Annotated in this window: 9 protein-coding genes; 5 read left to right on the top strand and 4 right to left on the bottom strand. The window is 39.8% G+C overall.

The genetic code is table 11. The features are described 5' to 3' along the window. Together WCX87_RS02595 and WCX87_RS02590 are read right to left on the bottom strand one after the other, a co-directional pair. The gene (locus tag WCX87_RS02595; protein ID WP_345980480.1) at nucleotides 1-1,614 is read right to left on the bottom strand and encodes an ATP-binding cassette domain-containing protein; all 1,614 of its coding nucleotides are present in this window, start codon (nucleotides 1,612-1,614) and stop codon (nucleotides 1-3) included. Nucleotides 1,615-1,678: 64 nt separating this feature from the next. Continuing rightward, nucleotides 1,679-2,143 carry a YchJ family metal-binding protein gene (locus WCX87_RS02590; RefSeq protein WP_345980479.1) on the bottom strand — a complete coding sequence of 155 codons (465 nt, stop codon included), beginning with the start codon at nucleotides 2,141-2,143 and terminating at the stop codon, nucleotides 1,679-1,681. A 115-nt stretch (nucleotides 2,144-2,258) separates the two neighbouring features. Between WCX87_RS02590 and WCX87_RS02585 the strand changes: the two genes are divergently transcribed. The 3 genes from WCX87_RS02585 to WCX87_RS02575 are packed head-to-tail and all read left to right on the top strand — an operon-like array spanning nucleotide 2,259 to nucleotide 7,546. After that, nucleotides 2,259-4,382 carry an EAL domain-containing protein gene (locus WCX87_RS02585; protein ID WP_345980478.1) on the top strand — a complete coding sequence of 708 codons (2,124 nt, stop codon included), beginning with the start codon at nucleotides 2,259-2,261 and terminating at the stop codon, nucleotides 4,380-4,382. Nucleotides 4,383-4,391: 9 nt separating this feature from the next. Continuing rightward, nucleotides 4,392-6,464 (top strand): phosphate acetyltransferase, encoded by a 2,073-nt coding sequence (gene pta, locus WCX87_RS02580; protein ID WP_345980477.1) that lies wholly within the window; start codon nucleotides 4,392-4,394, stop codon nucleotides 6,462-6,464. Continuing rightward, complete coding sequence (locus tag WCX87_RS02575) at nucleotides 6,461-7,546, top strand: acetate kinase (protein WP_345980476.1); 1,086 nt, start codon at nucleotides 6,461-6,463, stop codon at nucleotides 7,544-7,546. The genes pta and WCX87_RS02575 overlap by 4 nt, the downstream gene beginning before the upstream one ends. On the opposite strand, the gene WCX87_RS02570 is transcribed toward WCX87_RS02575, so the two are convergent. After that, nucleotides 7,522-8,589 (bottom strand): SO_0444 family Cu/Zn efflux transporter, encoded by a 1,068-nt coding sequence (locus WCX87_RS02570; protein WP_345980475.1) that lies wholly within the window; start codon nucleotides 8,587-8,589, stop codon nucleotides 7,522-7,524. The two genes, WCX87_RS02575 and WCX87_RS02570, sit on opposite strands and share 25 nt — an antisense overlap. 136 nt (nucleotides 8,590-8,725) lie before the next feature. Here WCX87_RS02570 and WCX87_RS02565 point away from each other — a divergent pair, with 136 nt between their 5' ends. Further along, a complete protein-coding gene (locus WCX87_RS02565) occupies nucleotides 8,726-9,268 on the top strand; it encodes a hypothetical protein (RefSeq protein ID WP_345980474.1) in 543 nt (180 codons plus the stop codon). Between the two features lie 80 nt (nucleotides 9,269-9,348). Next, entirely contained in the window at nucleotides 9,349-10,209 is an 861-nt protein-coding gene (locus WCX87_RS02560) for a PDC sensor domain-containing protein (RefSeq protein WP_345980473.1), read from the top strand. Between the two features lie 5 nt (nucleotides 10,210-10,214). On the opposite strand, the gene WCX87_RS02555 is transcribed toward WCX87_RS02560, so the two are convergent. Continuing rightward, the gene (locus tag WCX87_RS02555; RefSeq protein ID WP_345980472.1) at nucleotides 10,215-12,062 is read right to left on the bottom strand and encodes an ABC transporter substrate-binding protein; all 1,848 of its coding nucleotides are present in this window, start codon (nucleotides 12,060-12,062) and stop codon (nucleotides 10,215-10,217) included. Between the last annotated feature and the right edge of the window lie 64 nt (nucleotides 12,063-12,126).

Raw genomic sequence — 12,126 nt, 5'->3', positions numbered from 1 at the left:
TTATGCGTACTCAAGAGTCCCGCTGTGTTTTGCTTCAGCATACTCTTCGTAAGTACCTTTGAAGTCTATATATTTTCCGCCAGGGAATATCTCGATGACACGGTTAGCAAATGCATCTAGAAGCTCACGGTCATGAGACACACAGATAACGTTTCCTTCAAAGTTGTAAAGCCCTTCACCAAGAGCTACGATTGCTTCAAGGTCAAGGTGGTTGCTCGGCTCATCCAGGATAAGGAAGTTCCCCTGCTCCAGCATCATCTTTGAAAGCATCATTCTGTGTTTTTCACCACCTGAGATCTTCTCTACAGATTTTTCCTGCTGTTCACCGCTAAAAAGCATACGTCCAAGACAGTTTCTGATCTCCGAGATATCACGTTTAGGATCATACCCTCTTAACCACTCATAAAGGGTACCTGTCCCTTTGATCTGGTCAGTCGTATCTTGAGGAAAGTAACTCTGCTCGATCGTAGCACCCCAGTGGACCTTCCCGCCTGTAGGCTTGATCTCTTCCATGATGATTTTACATAAAGTAGACTTACCGACACCGTTGCCGCCGATAAGCGCTATCTTTTCGCCCGGCTCGATTCTAAGAGTCATATCTTTTAGAACTTGAAGATCACCGTAAGAGTGAGAAACGTTTTCTACAAACAGCGCCTCATCACCCATCTGACGTTTTGGCTTAAATACGATACTCGGGTCACGGCGTGAAGATGGTTTGATATCTTCGATATTCAGTTTTTCAAGCTGCTTTTGACGAGATGTCGCTTGTTTTGCTTTTGATGCATTTGCGCTAAAACGGCGAACGAAAGCCTCAAGATCTTCTTTCTCTTTGAGTTTTTTCGCATTATCCGCTTCCATCTGCTGTGCTATGACGTTTGCTGCGATATACCAGTCATCATAATTCCCTGTAAATTCACGGATCTTTTGATAATCGACATCAAGAATGTGTGTTACGACTGCATTTAGAAAGTGTCTATCGTGAGAGATAACAACAAGTGTCCCCTCATGACGTTGCAACTCATCTTCAAGCCAGCTGATCGTTTCCATATCAAGGTTGTTGGTAGGCTCATCGAGGAAAAGGATATCCGGTTTAGGGAAAAGTACCTGAGCAAGAAGGACTTTGAACTTATCAGAACTTTTCAGACTTGACATCAGATCATAATGATGTTCAGCCGGTATTCCTACGTTTTCCAAGATCTTCGCGATGTTTATCTCATACTCGTAAGTAGGATCTTCCTCGACACAGATCATCTCCAGTTCCGCAAGGCGGTTGTTTACCGCGTCATCTTCAAAATCACCCGTAGTGTAAAGTTCTTCTTTCTCTTTTACCGCATCGTACAAACGTTTATTACCGTAAAGAACGGCATCCATGATAGTGTAGTTTTCATAAGCAAACTGATTTTGCCCAAGTGTCCCGACTTTGAGTCCTGAACCGATGATCACTTCACCTTCATACTCTTTATTTTGTCCGCTTAATATATTTAAAAACGTCGTTTTTCCGGCACCGTTTGCACCGATAAGACCATATCTTTTATGACGGTCTAGTTTTATATTTATGTTCTCAAATAAAATTCTGTTACCAAATCTCTTTGTTAGATTTACCGTTCTTAACATCTTCTTCTCTCTTGTATCGCCTCTTATGGGCAATTAATATTTTGCGATTATATCCAAGAGTTGATTAAGAGGCGGTTAAATGCTCTTTACACTTTTTGTACTTTTTCCCAGAACCGCATGGACAAGGCTCATTTCGCTCTATTTTAGAGTTGATAAATTCACCTTTATCATACTTCCAGACACCCTCGTTTTTTACAAAATTGCTTCTTTCATGCAAGACTACGATCTCACCGTTTTCAAAATAAAATGCTCTGAATTCTACGATCCCGCTATCCTCTTTTTGCTCTACATGTAAGATATCCAGTTTCAGCCAGACGACATTTTTACTAAACTCCAGTATCAGAGGAATATCTTCGATAAAACTGTTCTCTTTTGTCGTACTTTTTACAAGATACTCCGCATTAGCACTTGCATAAGCGCTGTAACGCGAGCGCATCAGTTCTTCGACCGTTGCAGCGTTCTTTTTCCCCGATATTATAGCGCCGCAGCACTCCTCAAAATCTTTCTCCAAACCGCAGTAACATCTCATATTCTTAATCCATAGTAATTTATTAATGTATAAGCATATCAAAACCAATATTGTAGTAAGATTATTCATTGGCACTAACGTGTATAAAACATAACAATTAAGTGATGAATCATATATGGAATTTTTTTCAAAAATAAATGTAATAGATGTACTAAACTATCTACCAGATCCGATACTGATCATCGATACTCTTGGTGATATAAAATTTTGCAACGAATCTTTTTCTAAGCTGCTTGGATACTCTACAGATGAGTTATATAACAAAAACATCATCAATTACCTCGCTGACGACTCTGTATTTCAAGAGTGCATGCTCGAACTCAGAAACCATCAGTCCTGCTCTGACCAGTCCACTATTTTTATTGCAAAAGACAAAAGACATATCACTACGACAAAAAACGTGAAACTGATAGAGATCGATAATGAAGAGTGTATCTTTGTGAACATCAGAGATGTCAGCAACATCGAAAAAATCAACTATGAACTGAGCACTACAAAAAGAGAACTTGAGGAGAGGTCCAAACAGCTGGTTAATCTGCTTGACGATCATAAAAAACAGATCGTCGAAAAACAGCTTCAACTTGATGAGATAGTCAATATCATCGATGAGATCATCTGGTATATAGACGATAAAACGATGGAAGTAAAGTATGTCTCTAACGCGATCGAGCATATATTTGGAGAAAGAAAAGAGGAGTTTCTAAACGGTTCTTCTCTCTGGATGAATATGATCCATGAAGATGACAGACAAAGTGTGATGGATTTTTTCTATGAGATAAAACCGAGCCAATCCGACACAATAGAGTTTAGGATCAAACGAAAAGACGGCACCATCAGATGGCTTTCCAATACCATCACCCATCATCAGTCTTTAAACTTTTTTATAGGTGTGACTCACGATATCACACAAAAGAAGAAAGATCAAAAAGAGATCGAGTTTATGGCTTACCATGATGTTTTAACTGCCCTTCCAAACCGCTCTTATCTAAAAAACGAGATAAATACCCTTCTCAAAAAATCCAGTATCATAAAACAGAACTTTGCCGTACTGTTTTTAGATCTTGACAACTTCAAGTATATCAACGACTCGATGGGACATGATATCGGCGATGAACTTTTGGTAAAAGTCAGTCAAAAGCTCAAGGAGACGGTCGGAAAAAAAGGTGTCTGTACTAGATTTGGCGGCGACGAGTTCGTCATCCTTATGCAGATGCAGAATAAAAGAGATATTGATATAAAAGCTCAAGAGATCATAGACTCTTTGAACTCGCCTTTTAAAGTCGAGGATCATGAGTTCTTCATCTCTTCATCTATCGGGATCTCAATATATCCTGATGATGCACAGACTGCGACAGAACTCATAAAGTCCGCAGACACGGCGATGTATGAAGCCAAACTTGCAGGAAAGAACAGATACAGCTTTTTTAATCCGGATATGAATACCAACATAAAAGAGTTTTTAGAGATAGAGACGTTTATTAAAGATGCGATAGCCAATAACTACTTTGAACTCTATTTCCAACCGCTTATCAGTTCATCCAGCTCCTCTCTTAACGGATTTGAAGCACTTTTAAGATTGAAACACCCTTTGCATGGATTTATATCTCCTGAAAGATTCATTCCCGTAGCAGAGTCAACGGGAGATATCCTTAAGATCAGTGAATTCGTGATGGAACATGCCTGTAAATTCGCAAGCCGCATCAATACTCTGAGCTCACACGATATTTTTGTATCTGTAAATATCTCATCAAGGCAACTGAAAGAGAAGTCTTTTGCAAAGACATTTTTAAAATGTGCAACTGATCACAAAGTCGATCCAAGCCTTTTAAAAGTAGAGATGACAGAGTCTGTGGTGATGGACAACATATCCGTAGCCGTCAAAGAACTTGATATACTGCGTAGTGCCGGAGTACAAGTCGCATTGGATGATTTTGGTACAGGGTATTCATCATTTGAGTACCTTGCCCAACTGCCGATAAATACAATCAAGGTAGATAAATCTTTTATCATCTCCCTATTTGATAAAGAGAGTAATAAGCATATAGTAAACGCGATAACATCTTTGGCTCATGCTCTTAATATGGATGTGACCGCAGAAGGTGTCGAGACGGATGAACACGTACAATACCTTAAAGAGAACAACGTAGATATACTCCAAGGTTTCTACTATTCAAAAGCTCTTCCTGTGGATGAGATCATAACAAATATACATGAGTACAAGAAGCTATTTAACCTATAAGGCGCAATGATGAAAAGTATCTATATCGCATCCAATACAAAAAATGCGGGAAGCCTGCTGATTACAACGGGGATGATGGATATTATCAGTCGAAAAATCCACAAGATAGGATTCTTTAAACCCATTATCTCAAATCAAAAAAAGACAGATCCTGATATAGAGTTTATAAGATCAAGATACAACATAGATATACCTTACGAAGAGTGCTACGGCTTTGACATCCCCTATATCGAGATGATGATAGCAAAAGAGAGTACCGATGAGCTTTTAGAGGAGCTCATCACCAAATATAAGAGCTTGGAAGAGAAATATGATTTCATCGTCTGTCTTGGGATTCAAAGACCCTTTTTAAAACAATCTTTTGATTTTGATATCAATATAAAAATAGCCCAGAACTTCGCATCATCGTATATCGATGTCATAAATGCAAAAGATATGGAGCTCTCGGATATCGTAGAATCGGCTGCCATAAACAAACACTCTATAACTTCCCAAAAATGCTTTCACTTCGCAACGTTTATAAACCGCATCGATGAGTCCATATACAGTGAACTTAAAAAAGAGATACAAGATGAAAACGTCTTTTTCCTTCAAGAGATAAAAGAGCTGGATACTCCTACCATAGGAGATATCATAGACAATCTGCAGGCAAAACCGATAGTCTTGGATTTTCATGACAGATCAAGACTCGTAAAACAGATAAAAGTCGCAGCCCTTACTCTGGACAACTTTTTAGACCGCATAGAAGACGGTGACCTTGTCGTTGTCCCTGCCGACAGATCGGAGATCATCGTCGGGCTTATCTGTGCAGCCGAGTCCAGCAGTTTTGCGAAGATCTCGGGTATCATCATGCCCTTTAACATGCAGTTGCATACAAATGTGCTAAAACTCATAGAGGGGATAAAAAGTTTTCATATCCCGATCATCAGCGTAGATACGGACACATACACGACCGTAAAGAACATCGATGCCACTAAAGCCACTCTAAAAGCATCCGACGAGAGAAAGATCGCCCTCTCTTTGGGACTCTTTAACCAAAACGTCGACATCAACCGTATCGAATCAAGGATCGAACTGAAGAGTTCGGATGTGATGACTCCGATGATGTTTGAATATAAGATCTTCTATATGGCAAAAAAAGAGAAAAAAAAGATCGTACTGCCTGAGAGCGAAGATGACAGGATACTAAGAGCTGCGGAGATCGTCCTTAGAAACGATCTTGCAGACATAATCCTTTTAGGCGATGAGATAGTTGTAAGACAACGCTCCCTGCAGCTTGGGATAGATATCTCCAAAGCGAAGATCATAGACCCTCTCCAAAGTGAAAAAGCAGAAGCCTATGCACACAGTTTTTATCAACTCAGAAAAGCGAAGGGAATCTCTTTAGAAGCGGCAAAAGACACTATGCACAACAAAACCTATTTTGCTACTATGATGGTGCATTCCGGTGATGTCGATGCCATGGTAAGCGGTGCTTCACATACCACGGCAGAGACCATCCGCCCTGCTTTGCAGATCATCAAGACATCACCCGACGTCACCATAGTCTCAAGCCTCTTTTTCATCTGTCTTGAAACAGAGGTCCTTATATATGCGGACTGTGCGGTAAATGAGAACCCGACGGCTGAGGAACTTGCACAGATCGCTATCTCAACGGCTAAAACGGCTCTGCGATTCGGCATCGAACCAAGGATAGCTATGCTTTCATACTCGACGGGAGATTCGGGAAGCGGCGAAGATGTCCAAAAGGTAAGACAGGCGACTGAGATCGTAAAACAGCGGGAGCCTTCGCTCCTTGTTGAAGGACCGATCCAGTATGATGCTGCCATCGACAAAGATGTCGCTAAGAAAAAACTTCCGGGCTCAAAAGTAGCCGGAGAAGCCAATATTTTTATCTTTCCTGATCTAAACACAGGGAATAACATATACAAAGCAGTTCAACGTTCAACGGGAGCCATAGCCATCGGACCTGTACTTCAGGGACTTAACAAACCGGTAAACGATCTCAGCCGCGGATGCAGTGTCGTGGATATCGTCAATACTGTTGCAATTACTGCTATTCAGGCAGGACAGACAAGTTGAAAGCACTCATCCTAAACTCGGGAAGCTCTTCCATTAAGTACAAGATATTTGATATGGACTCTGAAGAGGTCTTACAAAAAGGGATCATCGAAGAGCTCAAAGGCAATAGGCACAAAGAGCTTGAAAAGATCATCAACGCTATGGAGAAGATCGACTTTATCGCTCACAGAGTAGTCCACGGCGGTCATAGTTTTAAACAAGCGACCATCATAGACGACGATGTCATCAAAGAGATAGAGGAACTCTCTCACCTCGCACCTTTGCACAATCCGGCAAATCTCGACGGTATCCTTACGGCAAAAGCTCTTGCTCCGGATACATTGCAAGTAGCAGTATTTGACACCGCCTTCCACGAAGATATGCCGCCTTCGGCTTACATGTATGCCATTCCCCAAGAGATGTACACAAAGTACAATATCCGCCGCTACGGTTTTCACGGTACATCACATAACTACCTTTTAAAAGAGTGTGCAAAACTTCTGGATAAAACTCTAAAGGAGACAAACATCATCACTCTGCATCTTGGTAACGGTGCAAGTGCAACAGCCATAAAAAACGGGAAATCCTATGATACCTCTATGGGTTTCACGCCGCTTGAAGGTCTTGTAATGGGAACAAGAAGCGGGGATTTCGATCCTGCGATCATCTTATACTTACTCAAAGAGGGGCTGAGTCCAAAAGAGATAGACGATCTGCTCAACCACAATAGCGGGCTCAAAGGGATCTGCGGAAGCAGTGATGTAAGAGAGATTCTAAGCCGTGACGATGATGACGCAAAACTGGCTTTAGAGATCATGAGCAGAAGAGTGAAAAAATACATAGGCGCATACATCGCCATACTGGGACGCGTCGATGCCATCGTCTTTAGCGGAGGCATCGGCGAGAACAGCTCCGAAGTAAGAGAATTGATACTTAACGGTCTAGATGATGCGTTTGGAATATTTTTAGATGAAGAAAAAAACCGTGTGACTCAAGCACAGACGGCTTTGATCTCTGAGAAAAAAAGCCGTATCGCTCTGTATGTGATCCCCACAGATGAGGAACTAGAAATCGCTCATCAGGCTTTCGCTCTTTTAAGATAAGGCTTTACTATAAAGTATAAAACGAAAGTCCACAAAGCGATACTGCTAATAGCGGCTATCCATCCTGCACTCTCCTCTACATGTAAGATCGACTTTGGATTTATATCCAAAGATGCAAAAAGATAATCCAGTCCGAGACCGAATATAACACTTCCAAAAACGATGCTTGCCAGATAGATATAGAGCGAGCGTTTACCAAGCATATTTTTCACTACGCCGATCGTAACCGTATTTGTCGCAGGTCCTGCACTTAAAAACACGAATGCCGCTCCTGCACTCACCCCTGAAAGCATCAATGCAGCGGCTATGGGCAGTGAAGCCGTAGCACAAACGTACATCGGTACCGCAATAGCGATCACTATCAGATATGAAAGCCATGAATACTCTACTAAAATATCACTCAGGTTCTGAGGCACCAACGAGCTTATCAGCGCACCGATGACAAGACCCCAGAACAAAGGTTTTGCTATGTCTCCAAGCAGTGTCACAAAACCGTATTTAAGAGCCTTTTTCATGGAAAACTTCGCAGTTTCCTCTGAAGAGCTGCAGCAAGTAGACGTTGAACAGCAGCTTTGTGCTGCAGGCTGCTGCATCGGAGAGAGCGAAAACTTCGGTTTGACCACTTCCTCCTCTTTATCAAAGATATTTGTCAGTATTCCCGCTGCCATTGCTACGATCATAGAGGTAAAAACTCTGTAAAGTGTAAACGCCCATCCGAACATTCCGTAGGTTGCAAGTATGGAGTCCACTCCAGTTATAGGAGTAGATATCAAAAACGACAGTGTCGCGCCCCTGCTCGCTCCGCTCTTTTTGATGCTTGCTGCCAGCGGGATGACACCGCATGAACATACAGGAAGCGGTACACCGAAAAGTGTGGCTTTGATGACCGAAGAGATACTCTCGCGTCCCAGATGTTTTGTGACCAGAGTCTGCGGTACCATCTCATGCAAGATCCCCGCAAACAAAAGTCCAAAGAGGATGTAGGGAGCCATCGCATTGCTCAGATCGATAAGTGAATTTACAAAAATTGACAAGTATTCCATATATAAGCCTTTTTTATTAAAATGCGATTGTCTTACATTTGTACTTCGATACAGCTAAATAAAAGTAGCTATAAATTTTACTAAAAGATTCTATTACCGATTTACTCTACATGTAAGCTATAATCAAAGGATGACGATGCAGATAAACTCTAATATCAATCAAGCAGAACTATACAAAAAGTATGAAGAGATAAAAGTTAAAAAGCAGGATAAGATAAAAGAGAGTTTTAACGATCTCAAATCAAAACTGCAAAAAAATGCTGTGAGTTACAGTGCCGTTTCCATAGATGTCCAGTTTAAAATAGCAGACACCGATAAAAGCAAGTTTGATCTCAATCAGGAAAACTTCCAAAACTTTCTAAAAGATATCGGCTATAACGGTAAGAACATCGCATCTCTTTCACAGGATGAAGCAAAAAAACTGGTAAGTGAAGACGGGTTTTTCGGCATAAATAAGACAGCAGACAGGATAGCCAACTTTGTGCTCAGTGGCGCAGGAGACAATGAAAAACTACTCAAAGCCGGACGCGAAGGGATATTGCAGGGTTTTAAAGAAGCCGAACAGATATGGGGAGACAAACTACCCGACATCAGTTACAAAACGATCGATAAAGCAGTCGAGACCATCGATAAAAAGATGATGGAGCTAGGTTTCTCTTTAATAGACAAGAATGCTTAAAATATAAACAACTATCTGTACATATATTCCACATAGTAGATTATAATTTGACCAATAAATCAGATTTAAGAGGTTCTACTATGAGAGAATATATAGAGATATACAATACGAACAAAGATAAAATAGAGAGCATTATCCAAAGCAGTATCGAGAACTTAGACAAACTAAGCAACGAAGCTGAAAACTTTTATCAAAAGCTTTTTACGACTTTTCCCTCTTTGGAAGTTGTTTATACCGTCGATGCTATCTCTAAGATGCAGACATCGGCAAATATCTACAGCAAATACAACGATGAGACTGAAAAAAACAAAAGCAGAGCTTATCTTCTAAACAAGCTCAATATAAAAGAGAATAATTTTGCTTTTACTGAGCCTTATCAAAGTTCTACGACAGGGACACTTTGCATAACGGTCTCAAAAAAAGAGGGTGACAAGATCATCTTTATGGACTTTGTCTTAGAGAAACTGCTTGAAAGACTCAGCTTGATCGACAAACATATCTATTTTAGTAAGATCGTTAAAGCTTTCTATTTTATCGCCGGCTTTTTTATGATGATCCTCTCAACAGCAGCGATCATATACGGAGGTATAGACTTTCTAAAAAATATGTTTCATGAAAGTCTGAATATCGATGCGATATTTAAACCTGTTATCGCTACGACACTAGGACTTGCGATCTTTGATCTGGCAAAGACGATACTAGAACAGGAAGTGTTCTTTAAAAGTTACTCGAAAGACTCGAAAATAGAGATAAAAGTACTGACAAAGTTTCTTATCACGATCTTAATAGCACTCTCGATAGAAACACTGATGGTTGTATTTAAAATCGCTATTGAGAACTATGACAAGATGATAAACGCTCTGTACTTGATGGGAGGTATATCGTTTATCATCACATCACTTGCAATACTTATCTTTTTAACAAAAAGAAAAAAAGCGTAAACCGGCTAGAACTTAGCCGGTATGACTATATGAAATTCCGCGCCTTTAAGATCATGTCCTTGATACTTATACTCGACATTGTGTGCTGATATCGTACCTTTTAAATGCTGCGTTATAATGGCATAGGTAATGTAAAGCCCCAGCCCCGTTCCTTTTGACTTATGTTTTGTCGTAAAATACGGTTCAAATATCTTTTCTATAATCTCCTGATCGATTCCGCCTGCCGAATCTTTTAATATTATCACTATCTTCTGTTCATCACATTTTACATCAATAAAAAAATACTTATAAGGCACTCTGCTCTCGACTATAGCATCCTTGGCATTGTTATAAATATTTAACAGGGATTGGATCAGAAGGTTCTCATTATGTGTGATAACACAATCATCGACACTCACTACGGTCTCTATACGGCTGCTTTTAAAGACCTCTTTGGTAAGTTCATTCACCTTTTTGATCGCATCTTGTATGTTAAAAGGTTCAAAACTTTCCATGTTGGAATTAAAGTAATTACGAAAATCATCTATCGTATGTGAGAGGTATTGTGTTTGCAGGTTGATATCATTACTGATCTGAAGGATCTCCTCTTTTTTCATCTCGTGACCTAAAAGCAAAGATGTCTCTATTTTTGCCGTGTTCAAAGAGATAATATTCAAAGGCTGTCTCCACTGATGAGCGATATTAGTTAACATCTCGCCGATAGCTGCTATTTTAGATTGAATGATAATGATCTTATTCTGTCTGTCGATCTTCTCTTTTTGACGTTCTATTGTCTGATTTAGATGACTTTGTGTATGTATCCATCTGTTTCGAAGACTTATAAAAAGCAAGATAAAGTTCAAACTTACCAACAACAGTATAAATATGATCAGAAGAAACCATATATCTTTATACTTGAGTTTAAATGCAAGCTCCATGGGATGATTATATTCATATATAAATGAATCGATATTGATATCTTTAGTGGCTATCCCGAGCACCTGATAGACTTTGACTATGTCATTTAGCTGTTTTTTATCCAAATAACCTAATGGAGTATCTTTTTTAAAGGCAAGATGCTTTAGTATCTCTCCCTCTTTTATCAACTGCAGTAATGTCTTATGCTGAGTATTGTAACGATTGTTTATGATCTCCGCCGTTTGTGAGATATTATCAAATGCGTACCGCCAGCCTTTCATCGTTGCATCATAAAAGTCTTTTGTTAATTTTGGATTCTTTTTTATAAACTTTGATGATGTAAAAAGGATGTCGCTGTAAAAATGAAATCCATACTCTTTAGGATCGAAGACCTTATAGCCTATCCCTTTGTCTTCCATTCGTATAGGCTCATTGGATATATACGACGCCATCGCATCGGTTTTTTTATTGATAAGGTCGTCTAGATTGAAACTATGCGGTTCTATCAACACGTCCTCTTTAGAAAGGCCGTTTGAAAACAGCATCGCCATAATGGATGCTGTCTCTCTGGCATCTTTTGTTAACATGATACGTTTATTTTTTAGATCTTTTATCGAGTTGATGCCGGTATCATCTCTTGTCAGCAATATCATCGGAGATTCTTGGTATATCGCCCCTAAGGCGACGACATCCTTACCGTTTATTTTATCGATAATCAAAGAAGAGCGCCCGACTGCAAAATCCGCTTTTCCCTCTTCGACGACATTGGAGATATCCGTGTTAAAATCAAACTCTTTTATCTCGACATCGATACCCGCATCTTTATAATATCCTAACTCTTTTGCGACATAATATCCTGCAAACTGAAACTGATTTTTCCAATTGAGCTGTAGGACCACCTTCTGAGCCGCAAACAATGATACCGATAGATAAAGCAGTAAAAATATTTTTTTCATATATGCTATTCTATCCTATTAACGATGGATTTTTTTACAATATGAAAAATATGACCTTGGAGAA

Origin of the sequence: Sulfurimonas sp. HSL3-2 (assembly GCF_039645965.1) — a bacterium.
Taxonomy (GTDB): domain Bacteria; phylum Campylobacterota; class Campylobacteria; order Campylobacterales; family Sulfurimonadaceae; genus Hydrocurvibacter; species Hydrocurvibacter mobilis.
The sequence above is the reverse complement of the archived record's forward strand: the minus strand, read 5'-3'. Positions and strand labels throughout refer to the sequence as shown.

What these genes read in the sequence shown, in the direction of transcription:
- WCX87_RS02560 (WP_345980473.1), top strand. Translation starts at nt 9,349, where the DNA reads ATGAGAGAATATATAGAGATATACAATACGAACAAAGATAAAATAGAG.
- WCX87_RS02590 (WP_345980479.1), bottom strand. Translation starts at nt 2,143, where the DNA reads ATGAGATGTTACTGCGGTTTGGAGAAAGATTTTGAGGAGTGCTGCGGC.
- WCX87_RS02565 (WP_345980474.1), top strand. Translation starts at nt 8,726, where the DNA reads ATGCAGATAAACTCTAATATCAATCAAGCAGAACTATACAAAAAGTAT.
- pta (WP_345980477.1), top strand. Translation starts at nt 4,392, where the DNA reads ATGAAAAGTATCTATATCGCATCCAATACAAAAAATGCGGGAAGCCTG.
- WCX87_RS02555 (WP_345980472.1), bottom strand. Translation starts at nt 12,062, where the DNA reads ATGAAAAAAATATTTTTACTGCTTTATCTATCGGTATCATTGTTTGCG.
- WCX87_RS02585 (WP_345980478.1), top strand. Translation starts at nt 2,259, where the DNA reads ATGGAATTTTTTTCAAAAATAAATGTAATAGATGTACTAAACTATCTA.
- WCX87_RS02595 (WP_345980480.1), bottom strand. Translation starts at nt 1,614, where the DNA reads ATGTTAAGAACGGTAAATCTAACAAAGAGATTTGGTAACAGAATTTTA.
- WCX87_RS02570 (WP_345980475.1), bottom strand. Translation starts at nt 8,589, where the DNA reads ATGGAATACTTGTCAATTTTTGTAAATTCACTTATCGATCTGAGCAAT.